At 63.0% G+C, this 23,588-nt stretch carries 24 protein-coding genes; 12 read left to right on the top strand and 12 right to left on the bottom strand.

The genetic code is table 11. The annotated features are described in order from the left end of the window. The first annotated feature begins 117 nt into the window (after positions 1 to 117). The 3 genes from JQ587_RS14240 (at position 118) to JQ587_RS14230 (ending at position 2,828) form a co-directional block, all read left to right on the top strand. Entirely contained in the window at positions 118 to 1,527 is a 1,410-nt protein-coding gene (locus JQ587_RS14240; RefSeq protein WP_212425691.1) for an aldehyde dehydrogenase family protein, read from the top strand. Positions 1,528 to 1,593: 66 nt separating this feature from the next. Beyond that, positions 1,594 to 1,755 carry a hypothetical protein gene (locus JQ587_RS14235; protein WP_212425690.1) on the top strand — a complete coding sequence of 54 codons (162 nt, stop codon included), beginning with the start codon at positions 1,594 to 1,596 and terminating at the stop codon, positions 1,753 to 1,755. A gap of 104 nt (positions 1,756 to 1,859) precedes the next feature. Further along, positions 1,860 to 2,828, top strand: a complete 969-nt coding sequence (locus tag JQ587_RS14230; RefSeq protein WP_212302529.1) for a helix-turn-helix domain-containing protein — start codon at positions 1,860 to 1,862, stop codon at positions 2,826 to 2,828. Between the two features lie 116 nt (positions 2,829 to 2,944). Here the strand turns inward: JQ587_RS14230 and JQ587_RS14225 are convergent, their stop codons facing one another. The 5 genes from JQ587_RS14225 to nhaA all read right to left on the bottom strand — a co-directional run bounded on the left by JQ587_RS14225 (position 2,945) and on the right by nhaA (position 6,559). Further along, positions 2,945 to 3,517, bottom strand: a complete 573-nt coding sequence (locus tag JQ587_RS14225; protein WP_212302528.1) for a TIGR00645 family protein — start codon at positions 3,515 to 3,517, stop codon at positions 2,945 to 2,947. 42 nt (positions 3,518 to 3,559) lie between these two features. Further along, a complete protein-coding gene (locus JQ587_RS14220) occupies positions 3,560 to 4,198 on the bottom strand; it encodes a TerC family protein (protein ID WP_212425689.1) in 639 nt (212 codons plus the stop codon). Beyond that, the gene (locus tag JQ587_RS14215; RefSeq protein WP_212425688.1) at positions 4,195 to 4,557 is read right to left on the bottom strand and encodes a hypothetical protein; all 363 of its coding nucleotides are present in this window, start codon (positions 4,555 to 4,557) and stop codon (positions 4,195 to 4,197) included. Before JQ587_RS14215 ends, JQ587_RS14220 begins: the two co-directional genes overlap by 4 nt. A gap of 2 nt (positions 4,558 to 4,559) precedes the next feature. Next, positions 4,560 to 5,030: a tellurite resistance TerB family protein gene (locus tag JQ587_RS14210; protein WP_212302525.1), complete on the bottom strand. Its 471-nt coding sequence runs from the start codon at positions 5,028 to 5,030 to the stop codon at positions 4,560 to 4,562. A 293-nt stretch (positions 5,031 to 5,323) separates the two neighbouring features. Then, a complete protein-coding gene (nhaA, locus tag JQ587_RS14205; protein ID WP_212425687.1) occupies positions 5,324 to 6,559 on the bottom strand; it encodes a Na+/H+ antiporter NhaA in 1,236 nt (411 codons plus the stop codon). 203 nt (positions 6,560 to 6,762) lie between these two features. On the opposite strand from nhaA, the gene JQ587_RS14200 reads away from it, so the two are divergent. From JQ587_RS14200 to JQ587_RS14190, 3 genes are all read left to right on the top strand, one after another. Continuing rightward, positions 6,763 to 7,590, top strand: coding sequence for a class II glutamine amidotransferase (locus tag JQ587_RS14200; protein ID WP_212425686.1), 828 nt, complete (start codon positions 6,763 to 6,765; stop codon positions 7,588 to 7,590). 13 nt (positions 7,591 to 7,603) lie between these two features. Next, positions 7,604 to 8,833, top strand: a complete 1,230-nt coding sequence (locus JQ587_RS14195) for a carboxylate-amine ligase (RefSeq protein WP_212425685.1) — start codon at positions 7,604 to 7,606, stop codon at positions 8,831 to 8,833. 61 nt (positions 8,834 to 8,894) lie between these two features. After that, the gene (locus JQ587_RS14190) at positions 8,895 to 9,080 is read left to right on the top strand and encodes a hypothetical protein (RefSeq protein ID WP_212302521.1); all 186 of its coding nucleotides are present in this window, start codon (positions 8,895 to 8,897) and stop codon (positions 9,078 to 9,080) included. Between the two features lie 13 nt (positions 9,081 to 9,093). Here JQ587_RS14190 and JQ587_RS14185 read toward each other — a convergent pair whose 3' ends face one another. Next, positions 9,094 to 9,399: a hypothetical protein gene (locus JQ587_RS14185; protein ID WP_249154319.1), complete on the bottom strand. Its 306-nt coding sequence runs from the start codon at positions 9,397 to 9,399 to the stop codon at positions 9,094 to 9,096. 301 nt (positions 9,400 to 9,700) lie between these two features. On the opposite strand from JQ587_RS14185, the gene JQ587_RS14180 reads away from it, so the two are divergent. From JQ587_RS14180 to JQ587_RS14170, 3 genes are all read left to right on the top strand, one after another. After that, positions 9,701 to 10,840 carry a hypothetical protein gene (locus tag JQ587_RS14180; RefSeq protein ID WP_212425684.1) on the top strand — a complete coding sequence of 380 codons (1,140 nt, stop codon included), beginning with the start codon at positions 9,701 to 9,703 and terminating at the stop codon, positions 10,838 to 10,840. Positions 10,841 to 10,936: 96 nt separating this feature from the next. Next, positions 10,937 to 11,404 (top strand): hypothetical protein, encoded by a 468-nt coding sequence (locus tag JQ587_RS14175; RefSeq protein ID WP_212425683.1) that lies wholly within the window; start codon positions 10,937 to 10,939, stop codon positions 11,402 to 11,404. A gap of 320 nt (positions 11,405 to 11,724) precedes the next feature. Then, the gene (locus JQ587_RS14170) at positions 11,725 to 13,275 is read left to right on the top strand and encodes a porin (RefSeq protein ID WP_212425682.1); all 1,551 of its coding nucleotides are present in this window, start codon (positions 11,725 to 11,727) and stop codon (positions 13,273 to 13,275) included. Between the two features lie 52 nt (positions 13,276 to 13,327). On the opposite strand, the gene JQ587_RS14165 is transcribed toward JQ587_RS14170, so the two are convergent. The 3 genes from JQ587_RS14165 to JQ587_RS14155 are packed head-to-tail and all read right to left on the bottom strand — an operon-like array spanning position 13,328 to position 16,471. Then, positions 13,328 to 14,431, bottom strand: a complete 1,104-nt coding sequence (locus tag JQ587_RS14165; protein ID WP_212302517.1) for an ABC transporter substrate-binding protein — start codon at positions 14,429 to 14,431, stop codon at positions 13,328 to 13,330. Beyond that, positions 14,428 to 15,807, bottom strand: coding sequence for a sensor histidine kinase (locus tag JQ587_RS14160; protein ID WP_212302516.1), 1,380 nt, complete (start codon positions 15,805 to 15,807; stop codon positions 14,428 to 14,430). Before JQ587_RS14160 ends, JQ587_RS14165 begins: the two co-directional genes overlap by 4 nt. Beyond that, entirely contained in the window at positions 15,782 to 16,471 is a 690-nt protein-coding gene (locus tag JQ587_RS14155) for a response regulator transcription factor (protein ID WP_212302515.1), read from the bottom strand. Before JQ587_RS14155 ends, JQ587_RS14160 begins: the two co-directional genes overlap by 26 nt. A gap of 402 nt (positions 16,472 to 16,873) precedes the next feature. Between JQ587_RS14155 and JQ587_RS14150 the strand changes: the two genes are divergently transcribed. Further along, positions 16,874 to 18,394, top strand: a complete 1,521-nt coding sequence (locus tag JQ587_RS14150; protein WP_212425681.1) for a porin — start codon at positions 16,874 to 16,876, stop codon at positions 18,392 to 18,394. A gap of 215 nt (positions 18,395 to 18,609) precedes the next feature. After that, positions 18,610 to 19,983, top strand: a complete 1,374-nt coding sequence (locus tag JQ587_RS14145; RefSeq protein WP_249154318.1) for a 2-hydroxycarboxylate transporter family protein — start codon at positions 18,610 to 18,612, stop codon at positions 19,981 to 19,983. Positions 19,984 to 20,052: 69 nt separating this feature from the next. Here the strand turns inward: JQ587_RS14145 and gor are convergent, their stop codons facing one another. Genes gor through rpiA form a run of 3 tightly spaced genes read right to left on the bottom strand, consistent with a single transcriptional unit; the run spans position 20,053 to position 22,733 of the window. Continuing rightward, positions 20,053 to 21,453 carry a glutathione-disulfide reductase gene (gor, locus tag JQ587_RS14140; protein ID WP_212425680.1) on the bottom strand — a complete coding sequence of 467 codons (1,401 nt, stop codon included), beginning with the start codon at positions 21,451 to 21,453 and terminating at the stop codon, positions 20,053 to 20,055. Between the two features lie 47 nt (positions 21,454 to 21,500). Next, on the bottom strand, positions 21,501 to 22,013 hold the full coding sequence (locus JQ587_RS14135; protein WP_212425679.1) for a DUF2059 domain-containing protein: 513 nt from the start codon (positions 22,011 to 22,013) through the stop codon (positions 21,501 to 21,503). A gap of 21 nt (positions 22,014 to 22,034) precedes the next feature. Further along, a complete protein-coding gene (rpiA, locus tag JQ587_RS14130) occupies positions 22,035 to 22,733 on the bottom strand; it encodes a ribose-5-phosphate isomerase RpiA (protein WP_212425806.1) in 699 nt (232 codons plus the stop codon). A gap of 164 nt (positions 22,734 to 22,897) precedes the next feature. Between rpiA and JQ587_RS14125 the strand changes: the two genes are divergently transcribed. Further along, positions 22,898 to 23,572: an HAD-IA family hydrolase gene (locus tag JQ587_RS14125; protein ID WP_212302510.1), complete on the top strand. Its 675-nt coding sequence runs from the start codon at positions 22,898 to 22,900 to the stop codon at positions 23,570 to 23,572. Positions 23,573 to 23,588 lie beyond the last annotated feature (16 nt).

Raw genomic sequence — 23,588 nt, 5'->3', positions numbered from 1 at the left:
GCCGCTTTTTCTGGAATTGATCGAGCCTGCCGTCATGGTCGGCCATCGAGAAGCGTGAATTATGAGTAGATATAACGAGGCCCGAACGGCCCGTTCTTTAAAGGGAGCGCAAAGCCTATGAGTGACTTCAATCTTCTCATCGACGGCAAAATGGTGCCCGGCGACATGACCATGCCGGTTCTCAATCCCGCGACCGAAGAGGTGGTGGCACAGTGCCCCCGCGCCTCGAAGTCGCAGCTGGATACGGCCGTTGCCGCCGCGAAGGCCGCCTTCCCGGCCTGGGCCGCGACGTCGATGGAGGACCGCCGCAAGGTCGTGATGAAAATGGCGGACGTGATCGAGGCCAATTCGGGCGAGCTCGCGCGCCTGCTGACCTCCGAACAGGGCAAGCCGCTGGCGGACGCCACCGGCGAGGTGCTCGGCATGGCCGCCTTCTTCCGCTATCTCGGCTCGCTCGACCTGCCGATGAAGGTCATCGAGAACTCCGGCGATCGCAAGGTCGAGGCCTATCGCCGCCCGCTGGGCGTCGTCGGCGCGATCATCCCCTGGAACTATCCGCTCCTGATCCTCAGCTTCAAGCTGCCCTCCGCACTGATCGCCGGCAACACCCTGATCGTGAAGCCTGCGCCGACCACGCCACTCGCCTCCTTGCGCTTCGCCGAGTTGATCAAGGACGTCGTGCCGAAGGGCGTGCTCAATTTCATCACCGACGCCAACGACCTCGGCGGCGAGATGACCAAGCACCCCGATATCCGCAAGATCTCCTTCACCGGCTCGACCGCGACGGGCCAGAAGGTCATGGCGAGCGCTGCACAGACGCTGAAGCGCATTACGCTCGAGCTCGGCGGCAACGACGCCGGCATCGTGCTCGACGACGTCGATCCGAAGAAGGTCGCGCCCGGCATCTTCGAAGGCGCGTTCCAGAACTCCGGCCAGGTCTGCCTCGCCATCAAGCGGCTTTATGTGCACGAATCCGTCTACGACGAGCTCTGCGACGAGCTGGTCGCGATCGCCAAGAGCACCGTGGTCGACGACGGCTCCAAGCAGGGCACCAAGCTCGGGCCGCTGCAGAACAAGATGCAGTACGAGAAAGTGAAGGCGTTCCTCGAGGACGCGCACAAGAACGGCAAGGTGGTCGCCGGCGGCGCCGCGATGGACCGTCCCGGCTATTTCATCGAGCCGACCATCGTGCGCGACATCAAGGAAGGCTCGAAACTGGTCGACGAGGAGCAGTTCGGCCCGGTGCTGCCGCTGATCAAATATTCGGACAAGGATGACGTGATCCGCCGCGCCAACGCCACGACCTACGGCCTCGGCGCCTCGGTCTGGTCGTCCGACATCGACCGCGCGCATGAGGTCGCCACGCGCCTGGAGTCCGGCACGGTGTGGATCAACAAGCATCTCGACATGGCCCCGCACATCCCGTTCGGCGGCGCCAAACAATCGGGCATCGGGACTGAATTCGCCGAGGAAGGTCTCGCCGAGTTCACCCAGCTCCAGATCATCAACGGCCCGCCGGCCGCGTGATCCAACATAGGGGGTCGCGGCGGAACCGGCCGCGGCCCCGATCTATTCTTAAAAGCGGAGGCGACCATGTTCGATGCGCAATGCGATCTCGGCGCCCTCGTCTATGCGCCGCATCACGACCCCGACGCAACCCTGCGCGATTTCGCGGCGGGCGCGAGCGACGGAAGATGCGGCATTTTCGCACACCGCCTGGTCCCCGCGCGCCCCGCGCAATCGCACGCATCATGAATCGCGCCTGAATTGGCAGTAGTTTCCCGGAATATGGCTGATGCTCCGGCGTTGATATCTCTTCGGGTTTCCGCCAGTTGCCCCTCACCTCCAGGGATCCCGACATGCCGGTCGATCGGCTGAAGCCATCGCGTGTCCTGAACATCGAGCGCTTCTCGGACTTCAGCGAGTTTCGCGCCAACGAGGTGCTCGGCCTCGGAACCAGCACGCCGCTTCGTCCGCGCGAATTCTCGCTATCACGCGCCATCCTGCCGCTCCAGAACGGGCTATTCGTGCTGCAGCGGGCCTTTGCGCGGCGGTACGAAGCCGAGATGGGGACGGACAGCGGCATCGGCCTCGTTGTCCCGTTTGCCTTTCACTCGATCGCCAATGGCCGCGAGGTCGACAGCTCGACGATCGCCGTCGTGCGCGGCAAAGCGCCCGTCTTGTCGATCGAGCATCAACCCAACACCTATCTCATGCTGCGCTTCAACTCGGACATGCGGCATCGCGGATGGGCGGACTTCGATACCGGCCTCGCCTATATTCACACTCAGGACGATCCGATGGCGCGCCTGCGCGCCATTTTTGTGGAAATGCTCGCGCTGGCGTCTGCATGCGACGATCCCCGGCGGTTCGAGGCGCTCAACCGCCCGATCCAGGAAACACTGCTCGCCGCCCTCGACGCGATTCTGCTGCCGACCGGCGCACGCACCGCCCGTCCCCGTTCATTCGACAAGCATCGCAAGCTGATTGCGCAGCTCGACGAGATCGTCGAGCTGTTCGGCAGCAAGCCGCTTTATAGCGACGACCTTGCCACCGCGCTCGGCGTCTCTGCGCGCACGCTCCAGATTGCAACGCAAGCCGTGCACGGCGTCAGCCTGCATCACTATCTGCGTCTCAAGCGGATGTGGGCCGTTCGCGTCCAGCTCATGACCGGAGGCAGCGGATTGACCGTAAAGGCCGCCGCGATCGGCAACGGTTTCTGGCATCTCGGCGACTTCGCAATGAGCTACAGGCGCGCCTTCGGCGAAACGCCGTCCGAGACGCTGGCACGAGGCCGCCATTCTGCGGGCACGACCGCGCGTCCCTGAAAGAGCCCGGTTAAATACGGGCATTTGCTCCGCTTCGACATTCGCGCCTCCATACTCTGTTAATGACGCAGCGAGTTCCAGGTCTGCGCAGGAGTTCTCGCCGGATAGAGCTGCGCTCAGCCGTGCTCCGACTCCTTGCGAGACCCATTGTCGCTGAGGCGGTCGACCCAGGCGATGCCGATCGCCGAGATGATGAAGGTCAGGTGGATCAGCACCTGCCACATCACGCCGGTCTCGGTGAAATTGCTGCGCGTCGTGCCGAGATTGCCGGCCTCGATGAAGGTTCTGAGCAGCGAGATCGAGGAGATGCCGACGATCGCCATCGCGAGCTTGATCTTGAGCACGCTGGCATTGACGTGGCTCAGCCATTCCGGCTCGTCCGGATGGCCGCGCAGATTCAGGCGCGAAACGAAGGTCTCGTAGCCGCCGACGATCACCATCACGAGCAGGTTCGAGATCATGACGACGTCGATCAGCCCGAGCACGACCAGCATGATCTGCTGCTCGCTGGCCTCGAACGAATGCGCGACCAGGTGCCAGAGCTCCTTCAGAAACAGCAGTACGTAGACCCCCTGCGCGACGATGAGGCCGACATAGAGCGGCAATTGCAGCCAGCGTGAGCCGAAGATCAGCCGCGGAAACAGGCCGACCGGCGGGCTCGCCAAAGGTGCTTTGGGTTCAGACGACATCGATCACTCCGGGAAGACGAAGGCAGAAAATGAAGGCAGCGCTCAGAGACTTGCGATGACCGGCGCCAGCTCGAGCGAGCCGCGATAGATCATCTCGAACGCGACGTAGACGATGATGGCGAGGCCGACATAGGCGATCCAGCGCTGCTTCTGGAGCACGCGGCCGAGCAGGTCGGCGGCAACACCCATCAGTCCGACCGACAGCAGGAGGCCGAACGCCAGGATGTAGGGATGCTCGCGCGCCGCGCCGGCAACCGCGAGCACGTTGTCGAGCGACATGGAGACGTCGGCCGCCACGATCTGCAACGCGGCTTGCTTGAACGTCTTGCGCGGCATCGGTGCAGTGCTCCCACTGCCGCCATGGCTGAACGCAAGCTCGCTGGAATGTGTGGCTTGCTCCCGCAGCTCGCGCCACATCTTCCAGCACACCCACAACAGCAGCACGCCGCCGGCAAGCAGCAAGCCGATCACCTGCAGAAGCTGGGTCGCAACGCCGGCAAAGGCGATGCGCAGGGCCGTGGCCGCAACGATACCGACGACGATGGCACGACGGCGCTGCCCGGCCGGCAGGCCCGCCGCGGCGAGGCCGATGACGACGGCGTTGTCGCCGGCGAGCACGAGGTCGATCAGAACGACCTGGAACAGCGCGGTCAGCGCATCGGTCGTGATGAATTCGGTCATGATTGATCAGGTTTCGGGACGGACGGATCGAGCCATTGCGGCTTGCGGCGCTCGATCCAGTCGAACACCTTTGAGCGGCACGAGCGCAGCGCGGGCACGTCCTCGGCGAGCAGCGCAAGACCGAGCGGCAGCATCCAGACGCCGAGCACCGGCAGGAACGAGAACACGCCGCCGACGACGAGCAGCGCCCCCGAAGGAATCCTCATCCAGCGACTGGACGGCTTGAGCAGATAGGAGACGGTATCACCTAAGCGCGGCGGCAGCCGATGAACGAGCTTGTCGAGGCGCGGGTCGCCGCCGGCCATCTGGCCGGTGGTGCCCTCGGTGCCAGAGGCCCGCTCGTCCGATGCTGCGCTCATGCTCACTCCTTTGGGGCGGTGCTCGCCCCGCCAGACCCGACTTGACTTGGCCCGACCTGCTTGGCCCGCGGCAACACCAGTGTCAGCAGCCGCAGCAGCTTGATCGCCTGCACTTCATGGGGATGCACGTCCTCGTCCGCGGCCGCGACGCGTTCCGACAGCTCCATCAGATGCGACGAGAGCGGCATGTTCGAGACCGGCCGCAGCGTGTCGATCACCACATTGGCAAAGTCCGGCTCCTCCAATCGTTCCGCCAGCTCGTCGAACATCGCAAACAGCCGCTGATCGCTGATATGCGGCGCCAATGCGCGATCCCTGATGAAGCGGACCACTTCATCGCGCTCGACCGGCGAGACGCGGCGATCCGCCACCGCGACGAGCGCGCCGGCAATGACCAGCGCCACCGCAGCCTGCTCGTTCAGGCTGGTCGGCTCGGTGATCTCGATTGGATTGGAATATTTGACGTCAGACATCGTCGCTCCTCAATCTTGCGAAATGGCCGCGCGGAGCTGCGATGGGGACGATTTGGTCGGAGGGAACTGAAGAAGGCCCGACAATCGGCCGATCCATCGCATTCGCGCGGGACAGGTCATCCGACATCGCGAGGTTTGGCCGACATGTGTCGGCGTCCTCGCCAGAGGGGCCCGGATTCTTGTTCTCCTCAGAGATAAAGCCGGGTGAGCCGGAATCAAGCCGACAGGACTGCGACCAGCAGCCGCATCGGGTTCCGTGTTGGCCGGGTTGGGTAGGCTCCAGCGCGGCCGCGTCAGTGATCGCCGTGCGCGCGCTGCCGGTGGGCATATTCGGCGCCCCATCCGAGACCGAGCGTCACCGAGATGAGGGAGCCGAGCAGCACGCCGAACTTCGCGGCGTCCAGCAATCCTTCATCGGTGAACGCGAGCATCGCGATGAAGATCGACATGGTGAAGCCGATGCCGGCAAGGAGTCCGATCAGGCCGACGGCGGCCCATGTCACGCCTGGCGCCAGTCGGCATCCACCTATGCGCACCGCAAGCCAGGTCGCGCCGATCACACCGATCGGCTTTCCCGCGCAAAGCGCAAGCCCGATGCCCAGTGTGACGAATTGGGCGCCGCGGGCGAATTCGGTGCTGCGGAGATCAACGCCGGCATTAGCCAGCGCGAACAGCGGCATGATGGCGTAAGCGACCCAGGGATGCAGTGCCGTCTCGACGCGAATGACGGGCGCCGCGATCTCGGGCTGCGCCGAGCGGACCGGCGTGATCAAGCCGAGCACGACGCCCGCAAGCGTCGGATGGACGCCGGCCATGAGGAAGCCGGCCCAGACCACGAAGCCAGGCAGGACATAGGCAAACGCGGAGCTGAAGCCGAGCCGCTGAAATCCGAGCGCCAACAGCACGCCGAGTGCGGTGGCGACGAAGCCGTAGAGATTGAGTCCGCCGCTGTAGAACAGAGCGATGATGAGAACCGCGATGATGTCGTCGATGATGGCCAGGGCCAGCAGAAACACCCTGACATTGGCGGGGATCGATCGTCCCAGCAGTGCGAGCACGCCGACTGCAAAGGCGATATCCGTCGCGGTCGGGATCGCCCAGCCTTGGCTGCGTCCCGTGACCGTGTTGAAGCTCAAATAGATCAGCGCGGGGACAACCACACCGCCGGCAGCGGCCAGCACCGGAAGAATGGCCTGGTCGAACCTGCTCAGCGCGCCTTCGTGGAGCTCGCGGCGGATCTCCATGCCGACGACCAGAAAGAAGATCGTCATCAACGCATCGTTGATCCAGAAATGCAGCGATCTGACGAAGACGAATCCGCCGAGATGAAGTGAAATCGGCAAGTTCCAGACGTCATGATACGAATGGGCGAAGGGTGAGTTGGCCCAGAGCAGTGCTGCGGCCGCAGCCACCAGCAGCACGACGCCGCTGACGGCCTCGACATGCAGAAACTGCTGGAGCGCGGTGAGCGCTCGCGCAACGACAAACGGGGATTTCGGCTGGTGCCGGCCGGGCAGCTGATCGTTCATGGGTGCACACGCATTCTGCGTGGCGGCCCGACCATCGCTTGACCTGTCGCTGCCACATGCAGCGAGCACCCGCGGCTGTTCTACACGGCGACGCGATGAACGCAACCCGCTTCGGGCCGTCGCGCTCGGAACAGTGGGAACCCCGAAGCAGGCCCCTCGTTGGTTCAGCTCACGATGCACTCACCGCCTGAGAGGAAGGCCGCATGTGCCGCTGGATCGCATACCGGGGCGAGACCACCTCGTTCGAGCCTTATGTCACCGAGCCCGAACATTCGCTGGTCGCGCAGAGCATTCGGTCGCTGCAGTCGACGGCGGGATCGAATGGCGATGGCTTTGGTCTCGGCTGGTATGGCGAACATCCGGAGCCCGGCCTCTATCGCGAGACGCGGCCGGCCTGGTCGGATGAAAATCTGCGTTACCTCTGCCGCCATCTGCGCTCACACCTGTTCTTTGCCCATGTGCGCGCCGCCACCGGCACTGCGGTGACGCGGCAGAACTGCCATCCGTTTGCCTGCGGGCAATGGATGTTCATGCATAACGGCTTCGTCGGCAGCTGGAACCGGCTGCGGCGAAAGGTCGAGGCGCTGATACCCGACGCTTATTATCCCTCGCGCCTGGGAACGACCGACTCGGAAGCGGTGTTCCTCGGCATGATGGGCGCCGGCCTCGACGCCGATCCGCTGGGCGCAACGCGCGCCGTGCTGCAATCGCTGGTCGGCCTCGTCAACGAGGGCCAGCTTCGTGAGCGAATGCGCTTCACCAGCGCGATCGCAAACGGACGCGACCTCTACGCATTCCGCGTTGCCGTCAACGACGCCGCCAACACGCTCTATTTCCGCGAGGCCGGCGGCCAGGTCATCGTGGTGTCCGAGCCGTTCGACAAGGAAACGGACTGGACAGAGGTGCCGCCGAACCACGCGCTGATCGCGCGCGCATCCGAAGCTACGAAAATTGTTCCGTTCGACCTTGCAATTTCGGCCGGGTCCGCGGCGGAACCCGTTCCCGTCAGACGGATTATTGCCCGCAGGTAATGCGGGGTGGCGAATGACATTTGCTTCGGACGTTTTGAAACTGCTGCGACTGGATCCTTCCGACAGCAAGCAGCACGTCGTCATCCGCTCCGCTGGCGGGCGCGGCAAGGCGGCCGACTATTCCTTCGGCATCGAGGAGGAATATTTCCTCGCCGATCGCCGCACCCTGGACGTGGCGATCCAGACTCCGAACGAGCTGTTCGAATCGGCGAACTGGTCGACCGGCGGCCAGGCCATGCGCGAGATGCTGCAATCCCAGCTCGAGGTCGCCACCAACATCCACGTCGATGTCAATGACGCGCGGGAGGAGCTGCGGTTCCTGCGCCGCGAGGTCGCCAACGTCGCCGCACAATATGGCTTTGCGATCATGGCCTGCGGCACGCATCCGACCGCGGCCTGGCGCATGTCGCAGCCGAGCCCGAAGCCGCGCTACGAGGAGATGATCGAGGATCTCCGCAGCATCGGCCACCGCAACATGATGTGCGGCATGCATGTGCATGTGCAGCTTCCCGATCCGGAGAAGCGGATGGCGGTGATGCGGGCGATGCTGCCGCATCTGCCGCTGTTCATCGCGCTGTCGGCATCCTCGCCGTTCTGGAATTCGCACAAGACCGGACTGAAAGGCTATCGCTTGGCGGCCTATTCCGAGCTGCCGCGCACCGGCCTGCCGGAGCTGTTCGAAATCAGGCAGGATTACGATGAATATGTCGGCGCTCTCCAGCGCTCCGGCGTGATTCCCGACGAAAGTCACATCTGGTGGGCGATGCGCCCGTCCATGAAGCACCCGACGCTGGAGCTGCGCGCGCCCGATACCTGCACCCTGATCGAGGATGCCGTCGCGATCGCCTCGCTCTATCGCTGCCTGACGCGCCACCTCTATCTGCGGCCTCATTTGTCGAAGGCGGTCACGGTGGTCGAGCGCGCAATTGCGGTCGAGAATAAATGGCGCGCCCAGCGCTACGGCACCGATTGCATCTTCGCCTCCAGGGACGGACCGGTCACGATCTCGGAGATGCTCTCCGGAATCATCGACGACACCGCCGAGGACTCGGCGGCACTCGCCTGCGCCGCCGAGATCGCGCACTGCCGCACCATCGTGGATCGCGGCAGCTCAGCCGAATTCCAGCTTCGCGCCTATCGCGAAAACAGCGACGACATCGCCTCCGTGTCACGATGGATCGCGACATCGACGATCTCAGGAACGAGCGCGCCCACCGGGCGCAGTGCCCCAGCGCCGTCATAGCGCTCGCGCAAGCTTCGCCAACGAGAACGTCATCTCAATTTACTACGCCGAAGAGGACTTCATGACTGACATCACCTGGTGCGCCGGTTGCGGACACAGCCTGGTTCCGATCTTGTCCGAGAACGGCCGCGCACGGCCGAGCTGCTTCTGGTGCGAGGGCGTCGATGCGCGGACCATGGAGATGGCCAAGTGGGCGGACAGCCCGGCCGGCAAGCCGGATCGGGCCGTGCCTCACGCCTTTGATTGAGTCGCCCTCCGCCTCAAGCCCCCGCCACCAGGCGTGGACGGAACACGGACTCGACGGTCGGGGCCGGCGCAGCAAGCTTACGTGCTGACCGCCGCCGCGGGATGAAGAAGCTGCTCACGACGATCGGCTCGAAATCGCCGAGCGCGGTTCGCTCCTTCACAAGCAGGCTCATGACCGAGCGCATCTTCATGACTTCCTGCGCCACGAAGCTGCAGTCCTCATCGCGGTTGATCTGCTCATGCATGATCGCCTCGGCCTCGCGCATGCTGACGCGAAGCGCCCTGATGGTCCTGCGGATGTCGTTGATGCGGTTGTCCATGGCTGCCTCCCTCTCGGTCGCGGTATAAGAACAAAACAAGAACATATTGTCAATCGCCACCTGCACGCACAACGGCGAGGCTTTGCTGACAAAATAGACAAAGACCGCCGCCGCCTCGCAATGGCGCGCCTGCGCGCGGCGTCGGACGATCAGAGCGAGCGGGCGAGCTAACCTCCGGTGCAGCCTCCGGATTTTTCCTCACCGCATTGACGCGCCAGACGCCTTTGCTGCTTCGCAAACCAACTGGCCCAAGATTCGCAACGATCTTGCAAGCTGGCAATGGCGCAGAGCGGAGAACGTCATGAACGTACATGCTGCGGGCGATCTCAAGACGACTGGCCTCACCCACCCGAACGGCGCGCCGCTCCGCCTCAACACCCAGGACTTCGTCGCGATCGATCGCGACAAGAGCGCGAAGTTCGAGGCGACGTACCGTCCGCAAGCGCTCTACAACCGCGCCAACGAAGGCTTCCACGCCAACAATGAAACCTTCCTCCTGCACGAAGTCGCAACGAACTTGCCGATCTATCGCCCCGACACCGGCCCGACCGATTTCCATCTGCATCTTCCGCCGGGCGGCTTTCAGCTCGTGCTGGTCACGTCGGGCGCATTCACCTTCGACTATGATGGGCGCTTCTACAATGTCGGCCCCGGCGCAGTGATGCTGCAAAGCGCGATCGTCCACCGCCAGCTGTTCTACACATGGTCGGGCCTGTCGACCGAAGATAATCTGAAGACGCCGCAGACGGTCGTGCCTGATCCGATCTCCATGGGCTACTCCGGCAAATTCCTCGAAGCCTTCATCACCGATCCCACCACCTTTCCGAATCCGACCATCGTCGGACCCGATCAGATCGACGAAGCCGAGACCCCGCGCGTGGCGTGGAGCCATCCGCTGCATGATCGTCCCGCCGATGCCAGCTTCTGGCTTCAGGATCCCCTGGCGCTGGATGCGCTGTTCAAGCCGCTCACCGACGGTTTGGTCAAATCTGCATTGCCGGTCTACGTGCGCGATATCGGCATCGAGCTTCCAAGCGGCCATCTCGTCACCGGCCACATCATCGCGACCGATCCGCGCGGCCGCTCGCTCCTGCCGAAGAGCGCGTCGATCGCCGTGGACGCCGACCGCTTCGCCAAGGGCGAGGTCGTGATCTATCGAGTCATTCGCGGCTCGGCGGAATTCAAGAAGAAGGCCGGCGAGAGCTTTGAACTTTCCGCCGGCGATGTGGTGACGGCGGGCAAGGACTCGGTCAGCCTCACCGGCGTCGGCGAGAACACGCAGGTGCTTCGTCTCGGTCTCCTGAAAGGCATCAATGAACTTCGCAGTTGGACACCCACGCAGCGCGACGAGATCGACGGCCTCGCCGGCCAGATCGTCACACAGAAGGACATTCGTCCCCTGCGCACCGAAGGCAGGCCGGTCGGATATCTCTACGCGTAGGCGCGAGCGAGAACACAGCTGCAGCTCTTGCTCGCGCAGGAATGATGCTGGTAGTTCATAGGCGATCGAGATGCGCCTGGAGCAACCGCTTCGCCCGTGAGCCGCGACGTCACCAGAACCTGCGGAAGCTGCACCGCCTGCTGCGACGGCTGGCTGCAGATCGAGGTGCGCGGACACAAGGTGCGCAGAGGGCAACCGTGCCCTTTCAGCGTCGCCCACCGCTGTTCCATCTATCCCGAACGCCCCCAACATCCCTGCCGTGAATTCATCTGCGGCTGGCTGGTCGCATCGAGCCCGCTGCCGGATTGGATGCGACCGGATCAATCCGACATGATCGTGCTGGCCGCCAATTTTTTCTGGCGCGGCCTGCCGGTCGACGTCGTGGTGCCCGTTGGCGAGCAGCCAAAGACGAAGGCGCTGGATTGGCTGATGCGATTTTGCGCCGAGAACAAGCGGCTGCTCGTCTACCAGATCGGCGATGAGTGGTTCGCGTTCGGACCACCGGTGTTCCAGACCGACATCGCCGGCCGTCTCGGACGCGGCGAAACGCCGTGGGGCAAATAAGCAAGCTTCTGAAGCCATTCGCCTTTTTGGCAACGAACCGGCCGGTGGGCCGCAATGCGGCAGATCGCCGCGCGACACACTTTGTCAGGAATAGTTGCGAAATAGACACAGCCAGACTGAAAGTGAGTAAGATCACACCAATCCGATTGTATTTGGCATCTGGCATACAATACGTTCCGCTTTATCCCGGGCCCACTGAGAGCTCGCGGCGATAAAGGGGAAACCAGATGAGGAAGGCCTTTCTGCTCGGCACAGGCTTTGCGGCCCTTTGTGCAACCACAATGAGTCAATCACTACATGCTGCAACCATAGATGATGTGGTGGCCCGCCTCGATGCGCTCGAGCGCAGCAATGCCAAGCTTGCGAAGGAGAACGCGCAGCTTCGCGAACGCGTCAATCACATGGGCGAGCCGAAGACTGCGGTGACCGCCGTCGCGCCGGCCTCGCCCAAGGGCAATCCCGTTCTTCACGCGGCGGTCGCGCCGTCGCCGGCACCCGCGCCCGAGCACACCGTCGTCAGCCTCGGCGGCGCTCCGCTCTACAGCAAGGCGCCCGGAACCAACCCGTTCATCGACAACACCACGGTGACGCTCTACGGCCATGTCGATGTCTCCGGCGACATCTTCAATCCCGGGGTTTACGACCAGGGCACGAAGTTCGGCGTCTCGAGCAACCTCACCTATTTCGGCGTTCGCGCGCGGCACAATCTCGATCCTTATGGCTATCCCGGCTGGGCGGCCGTCGCGCAATTCGAGTCGCTCGTCGAGGTCGCAGCCGTTCCAACCGAGCGCGCAGCGTTCGGCACGCGCGACAGCTTCCTCGGCATGGAAAGCCCCTGGGGCACGATCAAGGCCGGCAAGGCGGACACGCCCTACAAGAAAGCGACGGCGAAGTTTGATCCGTTCTCGGCAACGCTTGGCGATTACAACTCGATCATGGGCAACACCGGCGGCGATCTCCGCGCCGAGTTCGATTGGCGCGCCGCGCATGCGATCTGGTATGAATCGCCGGTGTGGAACGGCTTCCAGGCCACCCTCATGGTCTCGCCGGGACAGAACACCGCAAAGGACAACAGCGACTATGCGCTCGGCGATTTCAACTGCCCGGCTACATCGTCGCGCGGCAGCGGCTCGGGTTTCCCGCTGACATCCGCGCCGGAAGGCTGCACCGACGGCTCTTACGGCAATCTCTACAGCGCATCGCTGACCTACAACCAAGGCGGTTTCACGGGCGTCGCCGCTTACGAGCTGCATGAGGGCACCAACCGAACCGGCGACGAGGCCGTGACAGCGCTGAGCAATGGCGGCGTTCTCACCGTTCCGGCGGGCGCGGTCGGCATCGCCAACGAATGGGCCGCGAAGGTCGGCGCGGGCTACAAGTTCAACGACATGATCGGCACCCTTCAGCTCTACGGCATCTACGAGATCATGCGACGCCAGAATACGGTTGCCGACTTCAACGAGCGTTCGCGCGACGGCTACTTCCTGAGCGCGACCCAGACTGTCGACAAGTGGGACGTGAGCGCATCCTGGGCTCACGCCAACGCCTCGCCGGGTTCGCCCGGCACGGGCGTCCTCAATGCCTATCCCACGGCCGGGGTTGCGGCTTCGGCGCCCGCAGGTGCGGCAGACTTTGCGCTCAACACCGTCGACTCCAGTGCCGACCAGTATGCAATCGGCGTGAAGTACCACTTCAGTCCGTTCGTGAGCTGGTACATGGTGGGCAGCTATCTGCGCAATGGACCGGGCGCACATTACTGTCTCGGCGTCAGCGGACACGGCTACGGCGTCTGCGGACGCGACGCCAACAACAATGTGGTCGCAGGCAACAAGGCAGAAGCCGTCACGACCGGCATGACGTTCGACTTCTGAAATTCGGGTCCGATGATGACAGGGGAGCTCAGGCTCCCCTGTTCCTGTGCGGCTAAGGTGACACGATTTGCCGCCAGGTCCGCACGAACTGTTCGCGCTTGATCGAATCGAGATATGTGAGGACGGACAGGCCGAGCGGTGGGGCATTGATCAGGCCCGGTTTTTCGGTGACGTAGCGCGCCTTCATCTGGTCGCGATCTATCCCGAGGCCTCCGACCGAAAGCCCGAACGAGTCCGCAACGATGGCCTGGCCAGCCTCCGAGAGAGCGTATTCGATGAAAGTCTGGGCGAGATCGGGATGCTGCGCCCTGCTCGGAATGACGATTGTGCGCGCCACGACGATCACGTAGTCCTCAGGCACGACCACCTTCAGATTCGGATGCTCCTCCATGCGCCGCAGCGCGTAGGAGCCAAGCACGTCATACGCAATCACGCTGTCGCCACGGATAACGGAATCGATCATGTCCTGAGTGCAGCAGAACAGTTGCGTCTTGACTGTCCCGAGTGCATGCGTCAGCCGCCAGAAATTTGCCGATAGCATCGACTCGGTGGTTGCGAACAGGTAACCGACACCGCTGACGCCGATATCGTAGGTCGCAATCTTGCCGCGGAATTTTTCCGGCGCCTGCTCCAGCAGACGGATCAGATCGCGGTGAGACCGCGGAACATCATTGGGCGGCACCGCGTCCGCATTGTAGGCGATCACAGCAGGCTCCAGCGTGAAACCGAACACGCGGTCCCGCCAGGCCGCCCAATCCGGAAGCCCACGCGCGGCAATGATCGAGGCCGGCTGCACATGTCCGTCATTGGCAAGCTTAACCTGGAGATCCATTGCCGAGCTGATGAGGAGATCGGCGCTCGGCTCCTGGCTAGTCCCGTTCTCGTAAAGCGGTACAGTTTCGTAAAGCCGGTAGTCGACCTCGACGTCGGGATGATGCTTTTGAAAGCCCTCGATGACCGGTCCCATGCTGGCGATATCGGCGGTACCATTGATCAACAGCTTCGCCGCCGGTGCGGCTGGAGTCTTGAAGATCTTGAGCTCGTGCGTCGACTTGGATTGTTCGGCACGACCTTGCGAGGACCACGCGCCCAGAACGAGCAGAAGCGCCGCCAAGACGACATGACCGCCAGCCATCCGTTCCAGGGAGTGCTTCATGACGTCGCCCTCGGCAAAATGACTCGTGCGATCAAGCCGCCGCCGGGCCGATCCAGCAATGCGAGATGACCTCCCGCCGCATTAGCTGCATTCCTGACGATGTTGAGTCCAAGGCCCGTGCCGGCGACGTTTTCGCTCGCGGCCCCTCGCCGGAAGCGCTCGAGCACGCGACCTTTTTCGCTGTCGGGAATGCCCGGACCGCGGTCCGCCACGTCGAGTTCGATCATTGTCCCGTCGGCAATTCGCAGACCGACATCGATGAATCCTTCCGGCGCATAGTTCAGCGCATTGTCGAGCAGATTATCGATCAGTTCGCGGAACACGAGAGGAGATCCCCTGACAAGAAGGTCATCCGCAGCCGACAAATGCGCGAGCCTGCAACGCTGCATTCGGCTCGTGGGCAATCTCTCGACCGCCTGGAGATAAAGTTCGAGAAGATCGCAATTCGGATTGGCGGTGGTCTCGATATGATGGGCCACTGCCGCTTCGGCGAGAAGCTGGTTGACGATGCGCGTCGCTACGACGGCGTTTGCATGAATCCGCTGCAGATAGCCGCGGAGCACTCCGGGATCAGACTCGGACGCCGCGACTTCGGTAAGCGCCCGGATGGAGGCGAGCGGCGTGCGCATCTCATGCGTGGTGTCCACGGAAATCCGACGAAGCGAGCTGAGCGCGCCCTCGAACCGCTGCATGAAGAGGTTGAGGCTGGAAACCAGGGAATTGACCTCCTTGGGCACCGATGTCTGGATCGGATTGAGGTTGGTCGGCGCTCGGTGGACGAGTTCGTTTTCCAGAGCAACCAGCGGTGCCCAGGCGCGATTCAGACCGGTCGATATCAAGAAGCACATGATCAATCCCGCCACTGCCATCGGGGTAAGTGAGTTTCTGAGGATGACCGAAGCGAGCTGGGTTCGTGCTTCCCGCGTCTCCGCGACCGTGACGCTGATCCAGCCAGACTTCTCACCGAAATCGATGTAGCGCTGGACGCTGCCTATCCTCACGGCATCGTTGGAATAGGTTGCATCGAAAAAGCGCGGCTTGCGATCCTGCGCCGGCGTGGCGTCCGGCAAATCGGGATAGCCTGTGATGAGCGAATGATCGGGCGCGCGCACCGCGTAGAATGCCCGTGTCTCGCGCGACGCCCCCAATATCTCGAGCGATGCGATCGGCAACTCGACCGTGAGATGCCCATCCTCGACCCTGACATTATCGGCGATCGAGAGCGCGGCCGCGGCGAGCACGCGATCGAAGGCCGTGTCGGCGGCATCGAGTGAATAGGCGCGAATGTAGGCAAACAACCCAAGCCCGAGAAGGGCGAGCAACACGATGGCGCCAAGCAGAATGTCGCGCTTAATTGACTTCTGGCGGCCGGTCATGATCGATCTTCGCGACGTACCCTGTGCCCCAAACGGTTTCAATGCGCAGTGAGGAGGATTTCAGGCGTCGCCGGATGCGCGAGACATAGAGTTCCAACGCATTTGGGTTGACGGCATTCTCATAGCCAAAAAGCTGATCCATCAGACGCTCGCGCGCGACCACCTGACCGAAGTTCAGTATCAGCAGCTCCAGCAGGCGAAACTCACGCCGTGTCAGCTCTACCCTGTGGCCAGCTGCGATGATCGACTGAGCTGCAATGTCCACAGTGACGTTTCCGATTTCGATCCGGCTGGTCGGCGTGCCACTGTGCCGGCGCACCACGGCGCGCATCCGGGCCTCTAACTCACGCAAGTCGAACGGTTTGACCAGATAGTCGTCGGCTCCGATGTCGAGGAGATCGATCTTGTCGCCGATCTCGCCGCGCGCGGTGATGACGAGCACCGGCGTATTGATCCGCCGGCCGCGCACGAGCTTCAAGACATCGACGCCATTCATGCCTGGCAAGGTCAGGTCGAGAATGATCAGATCGAAGGGATCCTCCTGAACTCGCTGCGAGGCGAGGCCGCCGTCGGTCAGCCACTCTACCGCATGACCTTGATCCCTGAGCCTAGCGGCGATCGCCGCACCGAGATCAACGGTGTCCTCAATCAGGAGTGCACGCATAAACTGTTCCCCAAGCCGAAACGCGCGTCCGCGTTGCGACACCCTCGGCAATGCGTCGATGGCGACCGCTCGTCTACCTCTGATTCCAAATTCGGTCGGCTTGGGCGCCGAGCTTGTCATTGGCCCGGGGGCGCCATTGTCCTTGGCGCTCGTCGTTATCGCTCAACAACTAACAGGATGAACGACGTGGTCAAGTGGCCCTCAGAAAGCCCGTAAGCCCACGGTGTTTCATTGCGTCGCCGTGCACGCATTGTGCATATGCGAAACGTTCTCACCCTGTGTTGAACCTGCAACGCTCAGCGCCGATCGACGCTGCACTCGTTGGACTGCACGGCATGACAGGGTTTTGACAGCACTCGCCGCCAGTTTTGTCTCGCTAACAAAACTCTTTTGGGGGGCGACATGAAATTGACGACGCGACTTCGGCATCTCTGGCTGACCGGTACGGCAAGGATCGATCGGCGTAATGCAACGCTCGGGGCGGTTGCACGCTATGCGTTTATCGGCGCGGCCATCTCTGCCGGCCTTGCAGCGATGACCCCAGCCGAGGCAGACGACATTGCCGAGCTCAAGGCCGAGATCAGGGCATTGAACAAACGTCTCTCCGACATGGAGGACCAGAAGACCAAAGTGAAGGCGATGAATGATCGCCTGAAGCAGGTCGAGAAGAAGGAAGAGGCGCACGCTCAGATGCCGCCGCCCCCGCCAATGCCGACCAAGGTCGGCGCCTGGGAGGCTCTCAAGACCGGCAAGCCCGTGCATATCTTCGAGACCGAGAACACGGATGTGCTGCTGTATGGCCTTATCGAACCGTCGTTCGGCTATATGAGCAATGTCGATACGGCCGGACGATCGACTATCGGCTTGAACACCTCGTGGTTCAGCGGCAACCGCTGGGGAATCTTCGTTACCCAGAAGGTTTTCCCCGAATACAATTTCAACCTATTGGCGCGCATGGAAAGCGAGTTCGAGCTCCCCAGCGGCAACATGGACACGCCCGGCGTACTCTTCAATCGCGACGCCTGGGTCGGCTTCGAGAGTCCGACGCTCGGCAAGTTCAGCGTGGGCCGCCAGAATACGTTGCCGCGCGATGTCGCCAACATCTGGGGCGATCCCTACGGTGCCTCCGCGCTCAGCACCGGCGAGGGTGGCTTCACAAACGTCAACAACTTCAAGCAGCTCATCTTCTACACCAGCGGCGGTAACGGCGCGAATGGACAGGGCGACACCCGCTACGATCAGGGGCTCGTCTGGAAGAAGATATTCGACAATGGACTCTATCTCGGCGCGGCCTACAATTTCAGCGACGGCAACGGTCCGGGCGGACCGAACGGCAGCGGACCAATCCCGGGTGCGGGCCTCGACAAGGGTAGCTCGCAGGCCGTGGCTGCCGGTTACAACGCGGGCGAGTTCCACGTGTCGGCGTTCTACACCCGCTCGAACGTGTTGGAGACTCCGACCATCGGGACGACCAATGTCGGTCATATCCATCAGTCCTGGGGCATCGGTGGCAACTGGGACGGCGGCCTGCTTCGCCTGAACACCGGCTACATTCACTACAACGCCGATCAGGGCACTATCCTCGGCATCCGCAACGACGATGTCGTCACGGTGTCGGCCAAGGTTACGCCTTCGAAGTTCTACGACTTCGAGGTCGGCTGGCAGGACTTCTTCGCCCACAACGCGGCCATCAATGCTGCCGGCTACACACTGGTGCCGTTCAAGGATGCCACGGGCGCGGTGGCGACCGGCACGGGCACCCGCATGACGACCTACGCTTCGTTCATGTACCATCCGATTCCGAATGTCGACGTCTATGTCGCCGGCGATCACCTCAAGACGACGGGTGGCTACAGCGCAAGTCAGGCACACCTCCACGACAGCGCTGACGAGCTCGTCACTGGCGTCCGTTACAAGTGGTAAGCGGCACTGCCTGCAAACAGCGGACGGTCGAAGCCTTCGACCGTCCGCGGAACACGATCTAATCGGGTTTGCGGATTCACACGAGCACCGTGCCACAGAAGGAGCCAGTGAGATGCCCCTCACTTGGCCCTCTCGAGCCTGGCGATTGCGCTATCGGCTCGCGGCACGGGTCGCCGAACACAACAAAAAATCGAGTTGATGGACAGGAGAACACCATGTCAGACACCGTTGAGGCCAACGCCGGGACTTATCGCGAGCCCGCGATGACGTCTCGTTCTGCATCGTTCTGGCCGACCGGCTGGTGGCGTCTGATGGACTACAAGATCGGCATCATCTCGCTACCGATCTACGTCATTCTCGTCGGGTTGCTCGCGATCCTGACGCAGCAGGGCCAGATCAAGCCGGACGCGCCGACCATGATTGCGGTGCTGGTTCTCGGCGGCTTCACTTGCGCGGAAGTCGGCAGGCGCCTGCCGGTCCTGCGCAATATCGGAGCGGCAGCGATCTTCGCGACCTTCATTCCGTCGGCGCTCGTCTATTACAAGCTCATACCCGCGCCGATCGAGAAGTCGATCATCGACTTCACCAAGTCCACCAACTTCCTTTATGTCTATATCGCGGCCATCATCGTTGGCAGCATCCTCGGGATGGACCGCAATATCCTCGTAAAAGGTTTTCTCAAGATCTTCGTGCCGCTCAGCGTCGGCTCGATCGCGGCTGCGGCGGTCGGGACGCTCGTCGGCATGGCGCTCGGTCTCGGCGCCTACAAGACATTCTTCTTCATCGTCGTGCCGATCATGGCGGGCGGCGTCGGCGAAGGCGCCATTCCGCTCTCGATAGGGTACGCTGCGATCCTTGGCCAACCTCAGGGCGATTTCTTCGCCCAGGTGCTGCCGCCGGTGATGCTCGGCAGTCTCACGGCGATCCTGTTTTCCGGCATGCTCAACTATGCCGGCAAGAAGTACCCGAAGTTCACCGGCAACGGGCGTCTCCAGCCAGCCGGCGATGACGCCCTCGATCTCGCCGCCTCGGAGCAGCAGGAGGAGACGTCATCGCCTTTCGACATCACGGCGATTGCCGCCGCCGGCCTCACCGCGATCGTGCTCTATTTGCTGGGCGTCATGCTGTTTCATCTGATCGGCTTGCCGGCGCCCGTCGCGATGCTGTTCCTCGCCGTTCTCGCCAAGCTGTCCAGCGCGGTGTCGCCGCGGCTGCAATCGGGCGGGTTGATTGTATACCGATTTGTCCGCATCGGTATGACCTATCCGTTGTTGTTCGCCATCGGCGTGTCGCTGACGCCCTGGGACAAGCTGATGTCCGCCTTCACGGTCGCCAATCTCGTGACCATCGTCGCCACCGTCTTCACTTTAATGGCCACGGGCGCAATTATCGGCCGCCTGCTGAACATGTACCCGATCGAGACCGCGATCGTGAACGCCTGTCACTCGGGCCAGGGCGGCACCGGCGACGTCGCAATCTTGACGGCGGCCGACCGCATGGAACTGATGCCGTTCGCTCAGATCGCGACACGCATCGGCGGCGCGATCACGGTCACCGGCGTGCTGGTGCTGTTGCGCTGGGTGGCGTAGACGCGCGGCATCATGCCTCGCCCCGAGCGGCGCGGACCTTGGTCTCAGGGATTCCCGCCGTTTGACGCCCTACTCCGCCGCCTGGCGCACGTGGCGCGCGGTCGGCGTGCGCATCGTCACCAGCTCTTCGGCCGCCGTCGGATGCAGCGCGATGGTTGCGTCGAAATCGGCTTTCGTCGCCTTCATCTTCACGGCGATCGCGACCACTTGCGTGACCTCGGCGGCGCAATCGCCGACGATGTGGCAGCCAAGCACGCGATCGGTCGAGCCGTCGACCACGAGCTTCATCAGCACACGAGTGTCGCGACCGGACATCGTCGCCTTGATGGGACGGAACGTCGTCTTGTAGATGTCGACGTGGCTGAACTGCGCGCGCGCTTCGGTTTCCGTCAGACCGACGGTGCCGACCTCCGGCTGCGAGAACACCGCCGTCGGAATCGAGGAATGATCGACCTGCACCTCGCGCTTGCCGAACACGGTGTCGGCGAAGGCATGGCCCTCGCGGATCGCGACCGGCGTCAGGTTGAAGCGATGGGTGACGTCGCCGATCGCATAGATGCTGTCGACCGAGCTTTTGGAGAAATGATCGACCGCGATGCCGCCGTTCTTCGGATTGATGGCGACGCCGGCCTTTTCCAGCCCGAGATTGGCAACGGCCGGATGACGGCCGATCGCGAACATCACCTGGTCGGAGGCGATGCTCGATCCGTTCGACAGATGGGTGGTGAATTCCTCGCCATTGCGATCGACATGGCGATCGACCTTGTTCACCGTGCAGCCTGTGAGAATGGTGATGCCCTGCTTCTCCATCTCAGCTCGGACGTGGGCGCGAACATCCTCGTCGAAGCCGCGCAAGATGTTGTCGCCGCGATAGATAAGGGTGACGTCGGAGCCGAAGCCGGCAAAGATGCCTGCGAACTCCAGCGCGATGTAACCCCCACCCTGGATCACGATCCGCTTCGGCAGCTTCTTGAGATGAAACGCCTCGTTGGACGAGATCACATGCTCGATGCCGGGAATCGCGGCGCCATGATTGGGCGCGCCACCGGTGGCGATGAGAATGTATTTCGCAGTGATCTTCTTGTCGTCCGCGAGCAGGCGGACGGTGTGCTTGTCCTCGATCATCGCGCGGCTTTTGACGATCTGCGCGCCGGACTTCTCGACATTGGTCGTGTAGGCCGCCTCCAGCCGCGCGATCTCCTTGTCCTTGTTGGCGATCAGCGTCGGCCAGTCGAAGGTCGCGGGCGGAACGGTCCAGCCGAAACCCGCGGCATCCTCGAGCTCGTGACGGACATGCGAGCCGATCACGAACAGCTTCTTCGGCACGCAGCCGCGGATCACGCAGGTGCCGCCCATGCGGTACTCTTCCGCGATCATCACGCGGGCGCCGTAACCGGCCGCGATGCGGGCGGCACGCACGCCGCCCGAACCGCCACCGATGACAAAGAGGTCGACGTCGAATTCAGCCATTGTCCACTCCGACCTCGTTCAAGGATTACCCAGACAGATAAGTACTGTCAGATTTCCTTGCCACGCTTCTTCATCTCGGCGCGGAAGGCGCTCGCGACGACCTCGGAGAAGTTCTGCGCCCAGGCGTTCATCACCTGCATGCTGAGGCTGATGGCCTTGGGCTCATTGGCAAGCAGCTTCTGGCCGAGCGGCGACTTGTAGAACGTCACGAGATCCTTCAGCTCCTGCTCGGTGAACTCGCCGGCGTAGACGCCGACCATGCCGTCGCCGATCTCGGACTCGCGGCCGGCCAGTTGCTTGGCGATGACAGGGGCGAGCTCGTTGAGGTCCTTCTGGTAGTTGAGGTTCTGCCCGATCAGCGTGGCCTTGACCTTCTCCACCATGCCGGGCACGGCGCCGGCGTACATCGCGCTGGCATTCTTCAGCGTCAAAATCTCCTTCGCGGCGGCAATCGCCCCGGGAGTGGGTGCCGCCGGCTGCTGCGCGGTCGCAGGCGATGCCCCCAGCGCCAACGCGATGGCGAGGCATGCAGCGGGCACGATCTTCAAAACGTTCTTCATTCCTGGTCTCCTTTTGGCGGCTTATCGCCGTTCAATCACGCGGATTCCCTCGCCACCCGCCAAAACAGCCGAGCTGGCCAAGCCGATAAATAACCCATGCTCGACCACGCCGGGGATCATGCTCAAAGCCTTGGCGAGGCTGGGCGGATTCACAATCCGCTCAAGCCGGGCATCGAGGATCCAGTGGCCGCCATCGGTGACGAAAACGTGGCCATCCCTGGCCTTGCGGACCGCCATTTGCCCGGAAACGCCGCATTCCGCAAATGCCTTTTCGATCGCCCGCCGTGTCGCGCCAAGCCCAAACGGGATGACCTCGACCGGCAGCGGAAAGCGGCCCAGCGTTGGCACCCATTTGGTGTCGTCGGCAATCACGATCATGCGATCCGAGGCGGCCGCCACGATCTTCTCGCGCAGCAAGGCGCCGCCACCACCCTTGATCAGGTTGAACTCGGGATCGATTTCGTCGGCACCGTCGACGGTGATGTCGAGATGGTCGATCTCGTCGAGCGTCGTCAGCGGCACACCACACCGCAGCGCGTCCGTGCGGGTCGCCTCGGAGGTCGGAACTCCGATCACCTTGAGGCCGGCGCGCACGCGTTCGCCCAGGAGCTCGACGAAATGCTTGGCGGTCGAGCCGGTGCCGAGGCCAAGCTGCATGCCGTCACGCACCTCGTCCAGTGCGCGCGCCGCCGCTTGCCGCTTCAACTGGTCCATGTCCACGTTTGCGCCCGCCTCAAAGTTCAGGAATGCCGCCGGTCGTGCCGCTAGCGGCGGCCTATGTAGCCCCGTTTTCCCCCGGCGAACAGGGCCCGAGGACACGACTATAAGGTGATCTTATGGGCCCGCCCCTTGCGCCGGCCGGGCCGGACCGATAGCGCTTTGGCATGACCTCCCCCTACACCCTCGTCTTCGATCTCGACGGCACGCTTGTGGATACGGCGCCCGACCTGATCACCGCGCTGAATTACGTGCTCGACCGCGAAGGCTTGCCGCCGGTGCCGATGGCCTCGGCCCGCAACATGATCGGCGCCGGTGCCCGTAAGCTGATCGAGCGGGGGCTGGAGGCCGAGGGCCGCGCGGTCACGCCGGCCGACATGGACCGGATGACGGCGGATTTCATCGCCTATTACGCCGACAATATCGCCGTCGAATCCCGTCCCTTCGAGGGGCTGCTCGACGCGCTCGATCTGTTTGCGGCGCAGGGCCATCGGCTGGCGGTTTGCACCAACAAGCTGGAATGGCTGTCGAAGCGGCTTCTGGACCAGCTCGACCTGAGCCGGCGGTTCGAGGCGATCTGCGGCGCTGATACGTTCGGGGTTCAGAAACCCGATCCGACCATTTTCCGCGAGACCGTGGCGCGGGCCGGCGGCGCGGTGAAAGCCAGCATCATGGTCGGCGACGCCGGAACCGATGTCGGCGTGGCCCGGCGCGCCGGGGTACCTGTGATCGGGGTCAGCTTCGGCTACACCGACGTACCGATCGCCGATCTGAAGCCGGACCGGCTGATCCATCACATGCGCGACCTGCCGGCCGCCGCCCACAGCCTGATGACCGCCTAAACCCCAGGCAAAGCCC

The organism is Bradyrhizobium manausense (assembly GCF_018130615.1).
GTDB classification, from domain to species: domain Bacteria; phylum Pseudomonadota; class Alphaproteobacteria; order Rhizobiales; family Xanthobacteraceae; genus Bradyrhizobium; species Bradyrhizobium manausense_A.
This window is presented reverse-complemented; position numbering and strand designations above follow the sequence as displayed.